We start from the raw sequence: 20,221 nt of genomic DNA on the forward strand, positions 1-20,221 counted from the left end.
GCCTCTTTCAGGGCTGCCCTAGCTTGGTATTAACATCTAATCCCGCGTTTAGCATAGAGATTAGTTCGCTAACATGAATTAGCGCACACATTTTTTCTTTCACCATACCGGCCAGCCAGGGGCGTTTACCGGCTTTCTCCCGCCAGCGCACACTGCCGGTCGGCAAGGCTTCGGTTCCCAGCAGCGCATTACATGCCAGGCCCCATTTACTTTCCCCCAGAAGGACAACGTATCGGTACCCTTCGCGGTGGTCATCATCCGTCAGCTTTTCAGCCATTGCCCAACGGGCAGTATCAACCACATCCAGTTGCTGCTCACGCGTACTCATCAACCCCAGGTACCAAGGTGGCCGGCCAAGCAGATGATTCAAATCGCCCAGCTGATGGATACCGCCCAGTTCTGTCAAAGGCACCGCAAACGTGACGCCATTGACTTCAAAAAACAGCGCCTGAAATTCATTACCCAGACTCTTTTGCTGATTCCAGTCATCCGGCGGGGCAACGCCCGTCTGCGTTTCCGGTGCAGCAGTTAGGCCTGACTCCGGTTCTGGCTGGTCCACCGTGTTTTCTTGCAACGATTTTGCCGCTGGCAACACTTCCGAAGGCTCTAGTTCCTGTACCTCGGAAGGCAGCTGTTCAGAAAGCTGTACTTCCGACAAAACTAACGTTTCTGTCGCAAATTCTGTCTGCACGGCTTTGTGAGCCATCGCTTTATGGGCCATCTCCTCATGAGCCATCACGGCCTGCCAGTCCGCATCCAGTTCTGGCGCGGCATTCATGACACCGCTATCGGGCTCAGGTACCGCAACCGCAGTGTCGGTTGGCGTCGGCATCTGCGTCGATAAGCGGCTGACCTGATCCAGCAGACGCTGAACATTTTCCAGGGCGACCGGTTGTGCTTCTGGTGCCTGAGCAATCCAGTCGTTCGGCCTATCGGCACTCACCTGGCGAGCCGGAGACAATTGGGGCGATTGGGGTGCCGATTGCGACGTTTGTTCACTCCACCACGGCATGTCCCCCATCACTGCATCAGCCGCTTCTTCAGACGGACTCTCCAGCGAGGAAAAATCAAACGGTGCCGCCGAAATGGCCTCCGATGTTTCTGCTGTCAGATCCCCAGCAAGCGGAGGTAATGCTCCGTCATCAGGCCTGGGATCCTCCAGGGTGTTTTCAGGCTCCGGCTCATCGTCACCCGCAATCGGGGTCTCGGCGGCGACCGGAACACTGGCCACGTGGGCACTGCTATCTGCCGCTGAGCCTGTTTCTGTTTCTGTTTCTGTTTCAGTTTCAGGCACAGGTTCAGGTTCAGGTTCAGGTTCAGGTTCAACCAGCAAATCAAAAAAATAGTCATCCAGCGCCTGCTGGCTGGACAAACGGTTACTATCGCTCATCCTGTTGCAATCGCTCCAGGTAATTCAATAAGGTTTTATACGCAAACACGCCCCGGCAGTTGCGGGAAAACAGTGAAGGCGGCATGTGCTTTATACTGGCATCACGGAATTTGGTGTCAATCGGCACCGCGGATGCCCAGACCTGATCAGGGAAACGCAGCTTCAGCTCCTGCAGGGTTTGCAAAGAGGCCCGGGTACGTTTGTCGTACATGGTTGGTACAATGGTGACTTTGAAACCATCCGGACGCGACTTTTGCATAATCTGCAGTGTTCGCATCATGCGCTCCAACCCTTTCATCGCCAGAAATTCCGTCTGTACCGGAATCAGAATACGATCGCTGGCCGCCAAGGCATTGACCATCATGACCCCCAGAATAGGCGGGCAATCAATCAGCACATAATCGTAGTCATCTGCCAGACAGTGCAGGGCTTTTTTCAGGATCAAGCCCATTCCACTGCGGTTTCCCATGACCCGATCCAGCGTCGCTAGGGACATATGGGCCGGAATGATATCCAGATGCTTAAACGGCGTACGCTGGATAACCGTCCGTACCGTATCGCGGCGGATATCCGTGAGCTGAAATAAATCAAACAGGCTGGTCGATACCCGGTCGACATCGAGATTCAGGTAGGTCGACAGCGAGGCGTGGGGGTCTGTATCCACCAGCAGCACCCGCTTATTGCGCTCACACAGCAGACCCGCCAGCGTTACCGTTGTTGTGGTTTTGCCGACGCCGCCTTTCTGGTTAGCAATACTCCAGACAATCACAGACCGCTCCCTATGCCATATTCAGCTCGACCAAAATGCGCTCTGCAATTCGGTCAAGTGGCAGATCTTCGCTGGAAATACCGGCTTTAGCGACAGCTTGCGGCATCCCGTAGACTACGCAGCTTTCTTCATCCTGAGCCCAGACGGTCGAGCCGTTGTTTTTCAGCATGCGGGCACCTTCGCGCCCGTCGGCGCCCATCCCAGTCAGCACCATCGACAACACTTTGTCGTGATAGACCTTGGCTGCCGACCCAAATGTGACATCCACACACGGTTTGTAATTCATTCGGTCACCGCCATCCAGAATACGCAGACGCGCAGCCCCCGGACGACCTTCGACCATCATCTGCATGCCGCCCGGTGCCAGATACGCCATTCCCGGTTTCAAGGTATCGCCGTCTTCCGCTTCCTTGACGCCAATTTTGCAAAGGTTGTTAAGACGGGCTGCAAACGCGGCAGTAAACGTGGCAGGCATGTGCTGCACTAAAACAATCGGGTACGGGAAGTTAGCCGGTAATTTTGTCAGGACTTTCTGTAGCGCAACGGGTCCACCGGTGGATGTGCCGATGGCCATCAACTGGTATTTCTTCCCACTGGCTTTAAATCGTACCGGGGGCTTGGCGGCCGGACGCACCGGTGTCGTCTGGCGAAAGGAATTTGCGGTTACCGGTTCTGAGGTATGACTGTGGGTCGGCGCCATTCGCTGACTACCGGCACGCACAGCGTCACGGTTCAACGAGGCTCCGGATACAGAGGACGGTGCAGACGCCTGTCCTCCCGTCAGCGGAGTACGCACCGCGCGGCGCATGAACATCCGCTTGCGGGCAATCTCAATAACCCGTTTTTGCAACAGAGCAACCGCCTCATCGCGGTTACGGGCGATGTCTTCAAATTTTTTCGGCAGGAAATCAAGCGCACCGGCATCCAATGCATCCAGTGTCGCCTTAGCACCTTCATGGGTCAAAGAGGAGAACATCAGAATCGGCGTTGGTGCCACTTTCATGATTTCGCGCACCGCGGTAATACCGTCCATCACCGGCATTTCAATGTCCATGGTGATCACATCCGGCTGAAGCTGACGCGTCATTTCAACGGCTTCTTTGCCGTTCACTGCATTACCAATTACTTCCAGACGCGGATCCGCGTTGAGTATTTCACTGACACGACGGCGGAAGAAACTGGAGTCATCCACCACCAATACTTTGACTGCCATGTTATGCGTTCATCCCGTTGAGATACCTAGCACCTGATAAAACAGGGTTACTCTGTGAATTCTTTATTTTAAAAATGAAGGGCCTTACCAAACGAGCTAGAGCACAATCCTGTCGATTTGCCCCTGCCTGTCTGGCAAAGCCCCTGGCTGGTCGCTGGCCGGAGGACAGTGAAAAATGTTACTTCCCCTGTTTTTCGCTCCGGCTAGCGCCGCTTTGTCAGACCTGTAACTTAACGACTGGCATAGTGCTTGAGCAGGTTTGGCACATCCAAAATGAGGGCAATGTGGCCATCACTGGTAATGGTTGCACCGGCCATTCCCGGCGTTCCTTGCAGCAGTTCGTCAAGCGGCTTGATCACGACTTCTTCCTGACCAATCAGGGTATCCACTACAAAACCGATACGCTGGTGACCAATCTGTACAATCACCACATGGCCGTGGTCACGCTCGCGCGTTGGTGCACCGGCACCGGATAACCAGTCCTGTAGGTAAAACAGCGGAATGGCTTTATCACGCACGATAATGGTGAGCTGGCCATCGACCGTATTAGTCTTACGCAGATCCAGATGAAAAATTTCATTCACGCTTGCCAGCGGTAGCGCAAACGGCTGATTCGCCACGCCGACCATCAAGGTTGGCAGAATGGCCAGCGTCAACGGCACCTTGATGTCAATACGAGTGCCTTTGCCCATCGCCGAATCAATACTGATCGAGCCGTTAAGCTGGCTGATACCGGTTTTCACCACATCCATCCCTACACCACGGCCGGAGATATCGGAAATCTCTTTCTTGGTCGAGAACCCCGGGGCAAAAATCAGGTTGTAGCATTCAGTATCGGTCAGACGCGAGGCTGCATCGGTATCCATCACGCCCCGCTCAACAGCGATGGCGCGTAGCTTATCCGGATCCATACCGCCCCCATCGTCTTCGATGGTCAGCAGAATGTGATCCCCTTCCTGCGAGGCCGCCAGCAGCACGGTACCGATTCGCGGTTTACCGGCTTTTTCACGGACATCCGGCATTTCAATACCGTGATCCACCGAGTTACGCACCAGGTGAATCAATGGGTCGGCCAGCGCCTCCACCAGGTTTTTATCCAGATCCGTTTCTTCACCGCGCATTTCAAGCACGATTTCTTTTTTCAGGCTTCGGGCTAAATCCCGTACCACCCGCGGGAAGCGACCAAAGACTTTTTTGATCGGCTGCATACGGGTTTTCATGACTGCGCCCTGCAGATCCGCAGTAACCACATCCAGGTTCGCGACCGCTTTCGACATTTCTTCGTCGTTGCTGTTCAGCCCCAGACTGACCAAGCGGTTACGTACCAGCACCAGCTCACCAACCATGTTCATGATGGTATCCAGGGTCGAGGTATCTACCCGAACCGTGGCATCAGACGATTTAGCTTTCTCTTTGGCACCCGCAGCAGGCTTCGCCATTCGGGTTTCAGCAACCGCCGGTTTTTCTGCCGTGGCAGCGCGTGCAACAGCCACCGGAGCCGCATTATTTTGAGCGAAGTCCTGTACTGAGCTCTGTGCCGGGTTCGGCGCAGAATTCACCGCCTCCGCAGGCTCAGTAGCGGAAGTGTGGCTTTCCTCAATCATCTGAGCGACGGGCTTAGTTGCCATTTCCAGCTCTTCCGCCGTCGGGCCTTTGCCCACACCGTGCAGCTCATCCAACAAACGTTCAAATTCATCGTCGGTCATCAGGTCATCGGCATTGCCTGATGCCATGCCAGACGCACTGTGTGGTGTCTGTACTGAACCGCTAGTTGCAGCAGCGTTAGCCGCCAGAGTCGCGGATGGATGACCCTGCGGAGACAGCGAGGCAGCCGTGTCAGCACTAGCTGAAAATTCACTGTTGCCAGGGCCTTTACCGACGCCGTGCAACTCATCCAGCAGGCGCTCAAATTCATCGTCGGTGATATCTCCGCTGTCAGACTGAATCTGGCTGACAATATCCTTGCCCGCATCAGCCACTGCGTTGTTGGCCGGGCTGGTATCGACAGACGGGCCACAACCCACGCCATGGAGTTCATCAAGTAGACGCTCAAACTCGTCCTGGGTAATGTCGTCCACCGAGTTACCGGCAATAGCAGAAGTATTCTCGCTCCCACCTTGCGGGCCGGACGGCATCACTGACTGGCTGTCAGGCTGAACGACCGCTTGAACAACAGACGCTTCCGGTGCCATTACCGGGATGTCTTCAACAACTGGAGCCGGTTGTTCAACTGGTGCCGCCGCCTGTGCCAGCTCTTCAGCTGTCGGTGGCTGACTGAAACGGTGCAGCGAGTCCAGCAAGGCCGGATCAGCAGGGTCAATCGGCTCGCGATCCTGCACCTGACCAAACATCACGTTAATGGTATCGAGTGCTTCAAGGATCACGTCCATCAGCTCAGGCGTCACACTGCGCTTCCCTGTGCGCAGCAAGTCGAAGATATTCTCAGCCCCGTGACACGCTTCAACCAGCTCAGTCAGAGACAGGAAGCCAGCGCCACCTTTCACGGTATGGAATCCGCGGAAAATCGCATTGAGCAGATCCGTATCCTCCGGACTCCGCTCCAGCTCAACCAGCTGCTCAGACAGCAGCTCCAGGATTTCCCCGGCTTCAATCAAAAAGTCCTGCAGGATATCTTCGTCTAAATCAAAGCTCATATCATTCCCCTAAAATCCTAGGCTCGATAGCAGGTCGTCGACATCGTCCTGGCTAGACATTACATCCTCACGGACTTCGCTGTTGACAATCGGGCCTTCCGGCGAAAGCTTGCGAGCTTCGCGTAGTGCCTCTGTTCTGTCTTCGCTTTCCATGTCAAAAGCTTTAAGAATTTCAACCAGCTGGTCTTCAACTTCGTGAACCAGTTCAATAACCCGGCGAATAATCTGCCCGGTCAGATCCTGGAAATCCTGAGCCATAAGAATTTCTGTGAGTTGGCTGCGCAGAATGGTGCTGTCACTCTCGACCTGAGTGAGCAAACCGTCGATATCGTGGCAGAGCGACTTAAATTCAGCCAATGCAATCTGCCCGCCCATCAGGCGCTGCCATCGTGGATGTACCTGTTGTAAGGTGTCCCCCAGCCGTTCCGCCAACGGCTGAATGCTGTCAACGGCATCCATGGTTTTGTTTGCCGCCTGCTCCGTTTTATCGATGACAAAGGTCAGTCGATCACGGGCATCGGGGATTTCCGTTTTTGCTAAGTCATTAATGCGGGGATCAAGGCGGAAATTTGCCAGCGAATCGTGCAACTGACGTGTCAGTTTGCCGACTTCAGCGTAAACCGGATCGCGATTATCAGCTACCAAACGGTTCAGCAGCGCATTCGCGTCTTCCTGGTTACCCTGTTCAAGCAGGCTGACAAGCTGTTTTGCCTGATCAAGTGTAATCATTATTGTAATTATCCTTTAGCGCACGACACGATTACTGCATACGTTCGAAGATTTTTTCCAATTTCTCTTTCAGTGTTGCAGCAGTAAATGGCTTAACGATGTAACCATTCACACCCGCCTGAGCGGCTTCAATGATCTGTTCGCGCTTGGCTTCCGCCGTGATCATCAGTACCGGCAAATGCTTCAGTTCAGCATCGGCACGGATATGTTTCAGCAGGTCAATTCCCTGCATGCCCGGCATATTCCAGTCGGTCACGACAAAGTCAAAGCCACCTTTTTTCAGCATCGGTAGCGCAGTCAATCCATCATCCGCCTCCTGGGTGTTGTTAAAGCCCAGGTCACGCAGCAAATTCTTTACGATACGGCGCATTGTCGAAAAATCGTCGACAATGAGGATTTTCATGTTTTTATTCAAAGTTGCCTCCACTGAGGTCACAGTGTTGTCTCAAATGGTTATTACGTGGTCCACGCGCGTAGCTTGGACCTCAAACGTTGCATTGCCTGACTATGAATCTGGCAAACGCGGGATTCACTGACCCCTATCACAGCGCCAATCTCTTTGAGGTTGAGTTCCTCGTCATAGTAAAGAGAAAGGACCAAGGCTTCTCTCTCAGGCAGGCTTTTGATGGCTTCCACCAGTGACTGACGAAAATTATCATCTACAACCCCCTGAAAGGGAAGATTTTCTTCTAGAGATTCCTCATTCGCCACCGCATCTTCGGAGACCCCGAGGTCTTCCATCCCTATCAGGCGACCACAATTAACATCATTTAAAGCCTGGTGGTACTGTTCGAGTGTCATTTCGAGATATGCGGCAATCTCCTGATCATTGGGGTCCCGCCGCAGTTCCCCTTCCAGCGCCGCTATCGCTTCGCTGATTCGCCGGCTGTTTTTGTACACAGAGCGTGGTACCCAATCGCCGCGACGAATGTCGTCTAGCATGGCCCCGCGAATCCGGATCCCGGCGAACGTTTCGAAACTCGCGCCTTTGGTCGGGTCATAGTTCTGCTGGGCTTCCAGCAGGCCTATCATGCCGGCCTGAATCAGGTCTTCCAGCTGTACATTCGGGGGCAGGCGCCCCATCAAATGGTGGGCAATGCGTTTCACCAACGGCGAATAGCGCTCAATAAAGGCATGCGGGCTCTGCTGATACTGGCCATATGGCATTGCCTTAGGATTCACTGAGCGGCACCTCTTGACGTGAGCTTCGGATCAGTAGCTTTTCAACAAAGAACTCAACGTGTCCGCCCGGGCATGCCGGAACCGGCCAGCTCAGGGCTTTGTTTGACAATGAGGTAAAGGCCAGCGCCGCCGGGCTGCGCGGAAAGGCTTCCACGACCACCTTCTGACGTTTCACGGCCTGACGCACCCGATCGTCAAGTGGGATACAAGCTACCAGCTCCAGGTTCGCACGCAGAAAACGCTCCGACACCCGGGTCAGTTTGGCAAACAGATCGCGCCCTTCACGGTAACTGCGGACCATATTCGCCACAATTTTGAAGCGCTGGACATCGTATTCGCGGCTGAGAATCTTAATCAGGGCGTAGGCATCGGTAATCGACGTAGGCTCATCGCATACCACCACCAGCACATCCTGCGCGGCCCGAGAGAAACTCAGTACCATGTCGGAAATACCGGCTGCGGTATCAATCAGCAGCACATCAATGTCATCTTCCAAGGTACTGAACGCCCGAATCAATCCGGTGTGCTGAGCCGGAGTCAGCTCTGCCATGGTTTGTGTTCCGGAAGAAGCCGGGACAATTTTCACCCCGTACGGGCCTTCAACGATGATGTCTTTCAGGTCGCAGACACCGGCCAGTACGTGGGACAAATTTCGTACGGCACGCAATCCCAGCATAACGTCCACGTTTGCCAACCCGAGGTCGGCGTCCAGCACCATGACGCGCTTACCCTGACGGGCCATCGCAATTGCCATGTTCAGAGTGACATTGGTTTTGCCTACTCCCCCTTTACCGCCAGTAACTGTAATGACTTTGGTAGAGGTTAACTGTGTCATACGGCGTAAACCGCTCGCTTGATCGTACATGCTGTTCTCAATCATAAAAGTCCGCCGCCAGATTCTCGGAGCTGTCACTCGTCCAAAAGTGGGATTGCTGGCTTAACTCTTGTTCTAGTAGTTCATTTGCCCGTGCAACCAGGTAATTGCCTGTTGCGACCTTAATATCTTCCGGTACCCGCTGGCCGTCTGCCAGGTAGGCAATCGGCAGCGCATGCTGAATCGCCATACAGATGACTTCACCGAGGCTCAGTGATTCGTCCAGCTTGGTCAGTACGCAGCCTGACAACGGAATACGCCGGAAATGTTCAATCGTTTCGTGAAGCACCCGACGCTGTGCGGTGGCCGGTAGCACCAGGAAACTGCGAATTTGCGAACCGCTGTTGTGCATCAGGGTATCCAACTGCTCTGACAGACGGATATCACGCTGTCCCATGCCTGCGGTATCCAGCAGAACCAGGCGGCGATGACGTAACTGATGAAGTATATCGGCCAGTTCCTCGGCATCTTTAGCCACGCGTACCGGACACCCCATAATGCGTCCGTACGTCGCCAGCTGTTCGTGGGCACCGATCCGGAATGTGTCTGTCGTAACCAGCGCGATCTGATCCGGACCAAACTCCATTGCCGCGCGGGCGGCCAGTTTGGCTATCGTCGTGGTTTTGCCGACGCCGGTCGGGCCCAGCAGGGCAACCACCCCACCGGTTTCCAGAATACAGTCGTCGGTGGTAATAATTTGATCCGACAGCAACTCCAGTAGCGCTGGCCAGGCTTCATTAGCAGGCACGTCTTCCGGGATGTAACAGGCCAGCTGATCTGACAATTCAGGTGACAAGCCCATTTTTTCCAGCCGCTTGATCATCATCGCCCGCATCGGTTCACGGCGCTCAACCTCCTGCCACATCAGACCGGAGACCTGATGCTCCAGCAGACGTCGGATGGTCGCCAGCTCGCTGCGCATTGATTCCATCTCATCCTGTTCGTACTGGCTGGCTTTCGGGTCATACCGGGTCGGATCCAGACGATTGCCTTTTTTCGGCGCGGATGAATAGCTGTTCTTCTGACGCTGGCCGCTCAGGGGTTCATAACCACGAGCGTCAGGACGGCGGTACTCGCCGATATCCAGTGCATGGCGCGGTTGATAGCCCTGATGACTGTCTTGACGATGCCCTTCGTGGTGATTGGTATCGCGGCGGTTATTCGCACGGTTAAGGCCACGCGCCATCTGCCCCGGCTCTGACTTCCGACGATCATTGGCCGGAAAGCCGTTCATGCGGCGAGCCTGGGCGTCATCGCCGTAACCCTGACGGAAGGATGACGAGCCGCTCTGCTGCGAGTTCTGACCTGAATACGCGTCACGGGAACCGGCCTGCTGCTTGGACTGCCGATGCAGCAAAGCGGACAGAGAATCCACTTCACTTTGCATCTCATCACCGCTGTCGCCAGCCGATTCACCACCAGCATAGCTGTTGAGCACATTGGCAAAGCGGGATGACGGCTGCTGCAACTGCACTTTATCTTCAGCCAGCTTGCGTTTAGCCTGACCCAGTCGCTCAGCCAATGCATTACGGCTCTGAATCGCTTCCGGTGAAGGCTCGTTTGGCACATCCGTATCCACGGCTGCCACAATCTCAACCCCGCCCGTCACTTTTTTGTTGGACATGATCACGGCATCAGCCCCGAGCTCTTCCTTAACCTGGCTCAGGGCGGCGCGCATATCTTTTGCAAAAAAACGTTTTATTTTCAATCTGATATTCCCGCTTTATCGTGCTATCGTCATGGCTCCTGCCATGCCTCAGACATTCCTTGTCGGGTTCCCGCCCAGTAATAACCGGTACGGGTCAAGATTCATCACTGATTTCCAACGGCACTGACAATACGAATCTGTTTCTCATCCGGAACTTCCTGGTAGGAAAGCACCCGCAGGGAAGGAATGGTATTTTTCACAAATTTCGCCAATGTCGAACGCAGAACTCCGGAGGTCAGCAATACCGCTGGCTCCCCTTTCAGTTCTTGCTGCTGGGTCGCTTCTGTCAGCGAACGCTGCAGACGTTCAGCCAGTCCAGGCTCAATACCGGCAGACTCACCACCGGCAGATTGCATCGTCTGATGCAATATCTGTTCCAACTCAGGAACCAAAGTAATCACTGGCAACTCAGGCTCTATACCATTGATTTCCTGACAAATTAGTCGTTTCAGGCTGATTCGGACTGCTGCGGTCAAGATGTCAGGATCTTGACTCTTCACGGCGTACTCCGACAGAGTCTGAGTAATCGTCCGAATATCACGGATTGGAATACCTTCATGCAGCAGGTTCTGCAGCACTTTCACAACAGTCCCGAGTGACAATTGATCCGGCACAAAGCCTTCCACCAGTTTCGGTGCTGACTGGGACAGCAATTCCAGCAGGTTCTGGACTTCTTCATGTCCCAACAGCTGAGAAGCATTATTGGCCAGGATTTGACTTAAGTGCGTCGCCAGTACCGTGGCTGAGTCCACCACGGTGTAGCCCAGTGCCTGAGCATGCTCACGCTGTGAAACCGTGATCCATACGGCTTCTAGGCCGAACGCCGGATCCGTGGTCGCCTCGCCGTCGATGTGGCCAAAGACCTGGCCCGGATTAATGGCCAGCTCTTTGTTCGGGTGAATATGGGCTTCCCCACAGGCGACGCCCATCAGACTGATACGGTAAGTATTCGGTGGCAGCTCAAGATTATCGCGAATATGAACCGGCGGGATCAGGAAACCAAAGTCCTGCGACAGCTTTTTCCGCACCCCTTTCACCCGGTCCAGCAGCTCGCCACCCTGATCTTTGTCCACCATCGGAATCAGCCGGTAGCCGACTTCCAGCCCAATCACATCAATCGGTTTAACGTCATCCCAGGACAATTCTTTCTGGGGTTGCTGTGTCGGTAAATCAGGCACCGGCGCTTCCGCCTCAGCTTTGGCTGCCGCCTGATCTTTCTTAAGACGCCAGTAAGCAAAGCCGCCAATCATGGCTGACAACAACAGAAAAGGAACATGCGGCATCCCAGGCACTATCCCCATCACAAACAGGATCACGCCGGTAATCACCAGCGCCTGAGGATTGTTGAACATCTGGAAAATCATTTGCTGGCCCATGTCCTCGTCGGTATTTTGACGAGTGACCATCATGGCCGCCCCAATCGATAAAAGCAGAGAGGGGATCTGGGCAACCAGACCATCACCAATGGTCAGCAAACTGTAGATTTGAACGGCATCGCCAAAAGCCAGGCCGTGTTGGCCCATCCCGATGACCAGACCACCGATAATATTGATGAACAGGATCAGAATACCGGCGATGGCATCCCCTTTTACAAACTTTGAGGCACCGTCCATTGAGCCGTAGAAGTCCGCTTCTTTGGTAACCTCCTGACGGCGTGTGCGCGCCTGCTCCTGATCAATCAATCCGGCATTAAGGTCCGCATCAATGGCCATCTGCTTACCCGGCAATGCATCCAGGGTAAAGCGGGCACTAACCTCTGAGATACGACCAGCACCTTTGGTCACGACCATAAAGTTGATAATCATCAGGATCAGGAATACCACCAGACCGACCGCGTAGTTACCGCCAATCACGACCGAGCCAAAGGCATCGATCACCTGACCAGCGGCCCCTTCTCCTTCATGGCCGTACAGCAGCACGACCCGGGTGGATGCCACGTTCAGCGCCAGCCGGAGCAAGGTCGCAATCAGCAGCACGGTCGGAAACGCGGCGAAATCGAGCGGGCGACGGGTATAAACGGTCACCAACAGCACCACCAGTGCCAGTGCAATATTGAAGGAGAATGCCATATCCAGCAGCAGCGGCGGCATCGGCAACACCACCATGGCCAGCGTCGCCAGCACCATCACCGGCGCGCCAATGGCCGGCATCGACTGAAGCCGGGCGAACGGCAATTTCTCAGCAAAAGGTAAAGAAAGTTTCATCAGGTCTGAAAGCTGCTCAGTTGCGCAAGGAATAAACGTGTTTTAATTGAGCAAGTTAGGTACTTGCCCGTATTAAAATGCAAACAAACCTAGCAATATTTATTCCACTTTTAAGTCAAAAAAATGACAGTGGCAACTTTTCGCTTAGTGCCGATACTCCTCCGGAATATTGGCAGCTTCCCGGGACAAGGTCGGTTTTTTTACCGCGTCCCTTACGGTATTGTTTCAACTGGAAAATATACGCCAGCACCTGGGCGACAGCGCTGAACAACCCGTCAGGAATTTGTTGCTCCAGCTCCGTGCTGTGATAGAGCGCCCGGGCCAGCGGCGGCGCCGGTACAATATCGATCTTATGTTCATTGGCAATTTCACGGATTTTCAGTGCCAGAAAATCGGTGCCTTTGGCTACCACCACCGGTGCCGTGTCAATATTGGGGTCATAGCGCAGTGCCACGGAAAAGTGCTCCGGGTTCGTGATAACGACATCAGCCTGCGGCACGTCAGCCATCATCCGGCGCTGGGCCATCTCCCGTTGCAGCATCCGAATCCGGCCCTTCACTTCCGGCTTACCTTCGGTTTCCTTGTATTCGTCCTTGACTTCCTGCTTGGTCATTTTCAACTGCTCTTTGTGCTGCCAAATCTGATACGGCACATCAATCGCCACCACGATCAGTAATGAACAACAGATCAGCAGGATAAAGCGCACCAGAATATCCAGCGCATGAAACATGTTCTGCGGGTACACCTCGACCGTCAGCTGGAACAGATCTTCCAGGCTGGCGCGCATCAGAAAGTAAGCCACTCCTGCTACCAGCGAGACTTTGAGGATGGATTTGATCAGTTCGACCAGGCTCTGCTTGCCAAACATCCGCTTGACCCCGCTTATCGGACTCAGCTTGGAAAACTTGGGAGAAGCCGCCTGCATCGAGAAGCTGATCCCCCCCAGTCCGGCCGCCCCGATCCCGGCAGCGAAAAACAGAAACACCAGCACCAGGAACAGCGGCAAGGCGACGTGCGACAGCGCGGCGGTAATCACGACAAACAATCGATTAAGATCAAACACTTCATCGCGGGTCAGGGTAAACATTTTCCCCATCATTTCCGCCAGACTTTTGCCCAGAGACTCGCCGAACCACATCAGCCCGACGGCCCCCGCAACGAGAACAGCAACAGACGCCAGTTCTCTTGAGCGCGGTACCTGCCCTTTCTCCCGCGCCTGCTCAAGCCTTCGGGGCGTGGCGTCTTCGGTACGTTCCTGACCGTCTGATTCTGCCATGGGTTATTTTCTCCGGCTTTGTATTAAGTCAGCCAAGTGGGCTTGATGATGTGATAACACTGTTAGCTGTTAGCAACAGGCCTAACATTCCATCCGGATCAGGCCACAGACTTGATCAACGCCCAGCTCCCAGGTCTGTTCATAGTGGGGAATAATACCGGCGACCAGAAACCAGCTGATCAGCAGCCCCAGCAACAGCGCAAAAGAGAAACCGAGCGAGAAAATATTGAGCTGGGGAGCCGCCCGTGTCATGACCCCGAACGAGAGGTTCACCGTCAACAGGGCAATAATGCCTGCCAGCGACATATTCAGCCCCAGCTTGAACATCAGCCCGAACCAGCCTGCCAGCTCGTAATAATCCTGCGGACGGAGCATCGACTCGCCAATCGGCAGTGTCTGGAAGCTCAAGACCACCAGATTAAGCATCGTCAGATGCCCGTCTGTAGCCAGAAACAGCATGATGGAAAGCATCATGTAAAACTGCCCCAGCACCGGCGTATTCTGGCCATTGGCCGGATCCACCATCGACGCAAAACCGATACTCGACTGCATACCAAGAATCTGCCCCAGCAACACAAACACCTGGGTAATAAACTGGGTCACCAGTCCCATCGCGGCACCGATGACCACCTGCTGTGCGCCAGTCAGGAATCCCTGAAATGACAACAGCTCAATCGTATCCGGTACTTTGGGTAACATCGGCATCACCGCGAAAGTGACCGTCAGTGACAAATAGAGCCGGATTTTAGGAGAGACAAATCGGGCACCGAAAAAACTCATCGCCATCATCATTGATGAGATGCGGGTCAGTGGCCAGAAATAGTTGGCAATCCAGTCAAGCAACAAAGGTGCAGAAAATTGCATCGACCCGCCCCGTCAGTACAGTATCTGCGAAATCTGATCGATAATCCGATAGAAATAATCCATCAGCATCTGAGTCATCATGTGACCAAACAGCATGAGTGCCAGCAGCGTCACGATCAGACGCGGCAAAAAACTCAGGGTCTGTTCGTTGATTGAGGTCGCCGCCTGAAAAACCGCGACCACCAGACCAATCAGCAACCCCGGCACCACAATGGCACTGACCATGATCAGCACCATGTACAGGGCTTCCTGAAATATCTCGACAAACGCTTCCGGCGTCATGTGCCAAAACTCCCCGCCAGCGTCGACAGAATAAGGTTCCAGCCATCCACCAGTACAAACAGCATGAGCTTAAAGGGCAGCGAGACAATCATCGGCGACAGCATCATCATACCCATTGCCATCAGCACCGATGCCACCACCAGATCGATGATCAAAAACGGCAAGAACAGCATGAAGCCAATCTGAAAAGCGGTCTTTAGTTCAGAGGTCACAAAAGCCGGGATCAGCACCGTCATCGGTACTTCCTGCGGGTCTGTGGCCGAAGAGCCTGACATATTGACGAAAGTTTCCAGATCTTTAACCCGGGTTTGCTTGAGCATGAATTGCCGCAGCGGATCCTGCGCCGCTTGCAAAGCCTCAGTCGCGGTCATTTGCTCATTGATATAGGGCTGCACCGCCTCATTATTAATACGATCCAGCACTGGCGACATAATAAAAAAGGTCAGAAACAAAGCAATGCCAATGATGACCTGATTTGAAGGCGTTTGTTGTAACCCCATGGCCTGACGCAGAATCGACATCACCACCACAATGCGGGTAAACGAGGTCATCAGAATGACGATCGCCGGCAAAAAGCCGAGCGCCGTCATCAGAGCCAGAATTTGCAGGGTCACCGAGTAATCTTCGCTGCCGTCAGGATTAACCGTAACCGAGAAAGCCGGGATACCGCTGCCGCCCCCTTTACTGAGCACCATCTTGGTTGAACCCGCCTCACTCTGCATTTCGCTGACAGTGACACTACTGGCAGCCGTGCCGGTATCGCCTTGCGCTGCCCATGCCATCGGTGTGACAAACATTGCGAAACAAAGCGAAAAAACCGCCAGAGCGGCGGCAATCCAATTATTTTTTCTCATCTTTTTTTAACAGCCTGCTGAGGTGACGGGCAAACTCGCCACTCCCCTGCATCTCATCCGTTGCGATAGGCGTATCCAGTTTCCCCAGCATCGAGATATTCTGTTGCGTCACTCCCACCAGCATCTGCTCATCACCCACCTGCAGCAGCACGATGCGTTCACGCTGTCCGACCGGTAGCTGACGCAGTACCCGCAGGGTTCGGTCACCACCCTGCATACCCGGCAATTTCATGCGTTTGAGTAACCAGGCCAACAACACGATAATGACCAAGACCAGTATCAAGGAAGCCAGGGTCGTTGCGATATTGAGTTCCGGCGCCGTACCTGCAGCCATCGCCGGGCCTGCGCCCAGCAATCCATAACACAGAGCTACCCCATAACACAGGCCTAATCCGACCTGAGCTAAACGCTTTTGATGCACACTCATCAGCGCAGCTTCTTAATGCGTTCAGTTTGGCTGATCACGTCGGTCAGACGGATACCGAACTTGTCGTTGACGACAACCACTTCGCCGTGAGCAATCAGTGTCCCGTTGACCATCACATCCAGTGACTCACCAGCTACCCGGTCCAATTCCACAACCGACCCCTGGTTCAGCTGAAGCAGGTTACGGATGCTGATCTGAGTACGGCCGACTTCCATCGAAATCGTGACCGGAATATCCAGAATGGTATCCAGTTTACGGCGCTCATCGTCACCAATCGGTCTCGATTCGTCAGTCAGTTCTTCCAGCGGTGCTGGCTGAGCATCATCTTCGGCACCCGCCTGTTCGGCCAGCGCAGCAGCCCAATCATCGGCAATTTGTTGATCATTCTGAGACATGGCTTTTACCTATCATTATCGTTGTCGTCACTGTCTAGGTTCAGCAGTGCCGTACCTAATTCATTTCGGTCCAGGAAGGCCAGATCGCTCTTCACCATATCAGGACGTTTCAGTTTCTCGGTGATTTTGAGGGCGATGTTTTCCCCTGATTTCCCCATCTTGGCGCGATAGGTTGGCAGGTCTTCCACAAACACCGTGGCATGTTCCGGCATATCAATCGGGATAATATCGCCCGGCTGAAGCTCCATCAGGTCGCGCAGTGTCAGCTCGACATCCAGCAGCTTGGCCCGCATATTCACCGGTACATCCATAATTTCGTCACGCAGCGCTTTGCTCCAGCGCACGTCAGTATCCATCTTGTCACTTTGTACACCGGCATCAAGCAACTCACGGATTGGCTCGACCATGGAGTACGGCATCACGACATGAAAATCACCGCCGCCACCATCAACTTCAATGTGGAAGGAGCTGACAACAATCACTTCCGTCGGGCTGACAATGTTGGCCATGGTCGGGTTCACTTCAGAGTCCAGGTATTCGAACTCCACCCCCATCACCGGAGACCATGCTTCGCGGTAGTCTTCAAACACCAGCTTCAGCAGCATCTGTACGATACGTCGCTCGGTCGGGGTAAACTCCCGCCCTTCGATCTTGGCGTGAAAACGGCCGTCGCCCCCGAAGAAGTTCTCGACCAGGATGAAAACCAGCCGGGCCTCCATGGTGATCAGTGCCGTTCCTTTCAGCGGCCGGAACCGCACCATATTCAGGCTGGTCGGGACATACAGGGTATTCTGATACTCACCAAACTTGAGCATCTGTACCCCGTTAATAGAGACTTCCGCCGTTTTTCGCAGCATGTTGAACAGGCTGATCCGCATATGACGGGCAAAACGTTCATTGATCAGCTCAAGCGTCGGCATCCGCCCGCGGACAATACGGTCCTGCGAGGAAAAATCAAACGAGATGACCCCGGCTTCATCCTGGCCATCATCGTCGTCATCAACGTCATCGACCCCGTGCAACAGGGCATCAATTTCATCCTGCGTTAATAAATCGCTCACTTTATACCTATTGCATTACAAAACCAGTGAACAGGACTCGCTCAACAGACTGTCTGCCAGCGACTTTAATCATGGCATCCTGAACGGCTGTCAGTGCTTGCTGACGCAGATCAATACGGCCATTCGGAGTACGTAACTGTTCAACCGTTGCCGCACTGAAGGTCTGCAACAACGTGCTTTCAATCAATGGAATGTGCTGTTTGGTGGCCGCTTCGTTCTCGTCGCCGCGAACCATTAACTGGACTTTCACCTGAACCAGGCGATCTCGCTTGTCACCCGTTACATTGAAAATGAACGGCTGAGGAAGAATCACATAATACGCGGACTCTTTAGCTCCCGGTGCCGCACTTTCCTGAGGCTTTGCGACTTCCTGTTCAGGGGTATCCTCACCGCCGAACATGAACCAGGCCCCGGCCCCGCCGCCAGCCAATAGCACCACGGCCAGAGCTATGATCACAAACAGTTTTTTCTTGCTGCCACCGTTAAGGTCTTCCGCCATTGCGTTTGATTCCTTTTCTTATTCTTGTCGCCCGAGCCAGTCTACCAAACTCTGTGCTCAGGCATAATAATCGACGCCGTCTTTCTTCTGGCTCATCCACAGTTCTGTCACATCACCGTCCGAACCCTGCCCGGGGTCAGTTCCGCCCGCCGTCATCATTCCGTTGCCGGAAGACTGCTCTTGCTGATGAAACTGGCCGCCATTCTGCCCGGCGCTATCTTGCTGAACAGAGCCCTGAGCCAGTTGGACGCCCTGCTGACCCAGCAATTCCCGGAGTCGTGGCATGGCTTGCTCCACCAGATCACGGGTCTGCGAATTGGCGACGGTAAAATGCACCGAAGCCTGATCCTGGTTGAGCGACAATTTAATGTGCAGTTTTCCCAACTCCGGTGGATCAAGGCGAATGTCGATCTGCTTTAAGTTCTTGGCCATCATCATTTGCACCTGATCAGCCAGTTTGTCACCGGCCTGATCTTTATGCAGCTGAATAGCTGGGGCAGAGGCGGTATTTTCAGCTTTATTCGCTGCCAGCAAAGGGGCGCTCTGCCCCTGATGTGTCCGCCCGGCAGCGTCATCCGCTTTGTGATCACCGGTCAGTTCATCCAGCCCGCCCTGGCTGATTTGAGATGACAATGCATGAGTCCCTTTCAGGCTTTCAAGGCCTACCGCCTCAGACTCTCCGTCTTGGGTCGTCGCACCTGTCAGGAGTGTCGATTTACCGTCACCCCCAGACAAACGGGAAGCCATCAATGCTGACAGTGGGGAATCTGTGCCAGTCAAAATTCCGGCACTTTTCTGACCATCGGGTTTCACCCCGTCTTTGCCGCCATCAGCCCATGGCGGCAACTCTTTGCCATTTGCCTCTTTGATGGTCGACAAAGCAGTCTGCGCTAAACTCGCATCATCCGCCTGATCTGCCTCACCGTCACTCAACTGAGCATGAGCGGCAGATAAGCGCGCCAGCAGTGCATCGCCTTCACTCATCCACTTTTTCGCCCCGGATGCACCGGAAAATGCTTTATCAGAAATAACGGCATCGGTAACGGCTTTATCTGAACCTGCTTTATCAGCAGAATCAGCAGCCTTCGTTATAGGTGCCGCTTGGGCAAAACCCATCAGTGAAGAAATAGCAGCCCCATCCACCTTATCCTCAGAAGCTTCATCGACGTTGTCCGACTCCGCGACATGGGACGCGGAGAGCGCTACATCGTTAGCGGTCGGCGAATGGCCGGCTGACATGATGGCATCGCCCTCATCGTCAGGCTGAACAGACCCAGCCGTTTGTTCTGAAAGGGATTTATCAGCTATTTCTGCACTGTCATCGTCCCCTTTTTCAGCCAACACCGATCCCTTTGAAGAGCCGGCGAACACACCGGCTTCGCCAGATGATGCGGTGCCAGACAGTTCGGTTGCCGCAGAGCGGGTGACGGAATCCGCTTTTTCTGCTCCGACAGCCACTTCTTCCCCGGCCTGAGAGCCCGGTTGTGTGGACTGAGACGCGGTGCGACTCGTCTCTGATTGTTTTCCGGCACCCTGACCATCAGCAGCTAGGGGCTGTTTTGCCACAAGCGACTTTGCCGATGATGGTTTTTCCGAAGACGGGGCATGACGATTCGCCTGATCCAATACCTCAGAAAAGGCTGCTGAAGAAGCAGGAGTCGTCGCTGTTTCTCTCCCCTGGGCACGCAAAGGCGCTGCGGCAATAGGAGTTGACGAAGGTAAAACCTGACTTTTAGTCGGCTCTGGCGTGAGTAAGCGAGATACAGTCATAATCGGCTCTGGTGTGCTGTGCTTGCCAAAATAGACAAGTCAAAATCACGACAATTCATAACGGGTATAC

17 protein-coding genes and 2 pseudogenes are annotated in these 20,221 nt (G+C 54.1%); all 19 read right to left on the reverse strand.

Annotated elements, in window-relative coordinates; genetic code table 11:
- Positions 1-7: 7 nt before the first annotated feature.
- The 19 genes and pseudogenes from FH974_RS11520 to FH974_RS11615 all read right to left on the reverse strand — a co-directional run bounded on the left by FH974_RS11520 (position 8) and on the right by FH974_RS11615 (position 20,151).
- The gene (locus FH974_RS11520; RefSeq protein ID WP_242551827.1) at positions 8-1,390 is read right to left on the reverse strand and encodes a chemotaxis protein CheW; all 1,383 of its coding nucleotides are present in this window, start codon (positions 1,388-1,390) and stop codon (positions 8-10) included.
- On the reverse strand, positions 1,380-2,159 hold the full coding sequence (locus tag FH974_RS11530) for a ParA family protein (RefSeq protein WP_047883822.1): 780 nt from the start codon (positions 2,157-2,159) through the stop codon (positions 1,380-1,382). The genes FH974_RS11520 and FH974_RS11530 overlap by 11 nt, the downstream gene beginning before the upstream one ends.
- Before the next feature lie 10 nt (positions 2,160-2,169).
- Entirely contained in the window at positions 2,170-3,372 is a 1,203-nt protein-coding gene (locus FH974_RS11535; RefSeq protein ID WP_047883823.1) for a protein-glutamate methylesterase/protein-glutamine glutaminase, read from the reverse strand.
- 230 nt (positions 3,373-3,602) lie between these two features.
- Positions 3,603-6,026: a chemotaxis protein CheA gene (locus FH974_RS11540; protein ID WP_047883824.1), complete on the reverse strand. Its 2,424-nt coding sequence runs from the start codon at positions 6,024-6,026 to the stop codon at positions 3,603-3,605.
- A gap of 9 nt (positions 6,027-6,035) precedes the next feature.
- Complete coding sequence (locus FH974_RS11545; protein WP_047883825.1) at positions 6,036-6,755, reverse strand: protein phosphatase CheZ; 720 nt, start codon at positions 6,753-6,755, stop codon at positions 6,036-6,038.
- Positions 6,756-6,786: 31 nt separating this feature from the next.
- The gene (gene cheY / locus FH974_RS11550; protein WP_047883826.1) at positions 6,787-7,158 is read right to left on the reverse strand and encodes a chemotaxis response regulator CheY; all 372 of its coding nucleotides are present in this window, start codon (positions 7,156-7,158) and stop codon (positions 6,787-6,789) included.
- A 53-nt stretch (positions 7,159-7,211) separates the two neighbouring features.
- A complete protein-coding gene (locus FH974_RS11555) occupies positions 7,212-7,922 on the reverse strand; it encodes an RNA polymerase sigma factor FliA (RefSeq protein ID WP_047883827.1) in 711 nt (236 codons plus the stop codon).
- A 4-nt stretch (positions 7,923-7,926) separates the two neighbouring features.
- Positions 7,927-8,817, reverse strand: a complete 891-nt coding sequence (locus tag FH974_RS11560; protein WP_047883828.1) for a MinD/ParA family protein — start codon at positions 8,815-8,817, stop codon at positions 7,927-7,929.
- Complete coding sequence (flhF, locus tag FH974_RS11565) at positions 8,810-10,519, reverse strand: flagellar biosynthesis GTPase FlhF (protein ID WP_207103287.1); 1,710 nt, start codon at positions 10,517-10,519, stop codon at positions 8,810-8,812. Before flhF ends, FH974_RS11560 begins: the two co-directional genes overlap by 8 nt.
- Positions 10,520-10,623: 104 nt before the next feature.
- On the reverse strand, positions 10,624-12,723 hold the full coding sequence (flhA, locus tag FH974_RS11570; RefSeq protein ID WP_047883830.1) for a flagellar biosynthesis protein FlhA: 2,100 nt from the start codon (positions 12,721-12,723) through the stop codon (positions 10,624-10,626).
- A 144-nt stretch (positions 12,724-12,867) separates the two neighbouring features.
- A pseudogene (gene flhB / locus FH974_RS11575) lies at positions 12,868-13,999 on the reverse strand (flagellar biosynthesis protein FlhB).
- An 81-nt stretch (positions 14,000-14,080) separates the two neighbouring features.
- Positions 14,081-14,863, reverse strand: coding sequence for a flagellar biosynthetic protein FliR (fliR, locus tag FH974_RS11580; protein ID WP_047883832.1), 783 nt, complete (start codon positions 14,861-14,863; stop codon positions 14,081-14,083).
- A 12-nt stretch (positions 14,864-14,875) separates the two neighbouring features.
- Positions 14,876-15,145: a flagellar biosynthesis protein FliQ gene (fliQ, locus tag FH974_RS11585; RefSeq protein ID WP_047883833.1), complete on the reverse strand. Its 270-nt coding sequence runs from the start codon at positions 15,143-15,145 to the stop codon at positions 14,876-14,878.
- Positions 15,142-15,999 carry a flagellar type III secretion system pore protein FliP gene (gene fliP, locus FH974_RS11590; RefSeq protein ID WP_047883834.1) on the reverse strand — a complete coding sequence of 286 codons (858 nt, stop codon included), beginning with the start codon at positions 15,997-15,999 and terminating at the stop codon, positions 15,142-15,144. The genes fliQ and fliP overlap by 4 nt, the downstream gene beginning before the upstream one ends.
- Entirely contained in the window at positions 15,986-16,426 is a 441-nt protein-coding gene (gene fliO / locus FH974_RS11595; protein WP_047883835.1) for a flagellar biosynthetic protein FliO, read from the reverse strand. Before fliO ends, fliP begins: the two co-directional genes overlap by 14 nt.
- Positions 16,426-16,821: a flagellar motor switch protein FliN gene (gene fliN / locus FH974_RS11600; RefSeq protein WP_047883836.1), complete on the reverse strand. Its 396-nt coding sequence runs from the start codon at positions 16,819-16,821 to the stop codon at positions 16,426-16,428. Before fliN ends, fliO begins: the two co-directional genes overlap by 1 nt.
- 5 nt (positions 16,822-16,826) lie before the next feature.
- Positions 16,827-17,882 (reverse strand): flagellar motor switch protein FliM, encoded by a 1,056-nt coding sequence (gene fliM, locus FH974_RS11605; protein ID WP_047883837.1) that lies wholly within the window; start codon positions 17,880-17,882, stop codon positions 16,827-16,829.
- Between the two features lie 7 nt (positions 17,883-17,889).
- Positions 17,890-18,399 (reverse strand): annotated as a pseudogene (gene fliL, locus FH974_RS11610) (flagellar basal body-associated protein FliL); the annotation flags it as partial.
- Positions 18,400-18,438: 39 nt separating this feature from the next.
- Positions 18,439-20,151 (reverse strand): flagellar hook-length control protein FliK, encoded by a 1,713-nt coding sequence (locus FH974_RS11615; RefSeq protein ID WP_047883839.1) that lies wholly within the window; start codon positions 20,149-20,151, stop codon positions 18,439-18,441.
- Positions 20,152-20,221 lie beyond the last annotated feature (70 nt).

The organism is Photobacterium ganghwense (genome assembly GCF_017329545.1).
Taxonomy (GTDB): domain Bacteria; phylum Pseudomonadota; class Gammaproteobacteria; order Enterobacterales; family Vibrionaceae; genus Photobacterium; species Photobacterium ganghwense.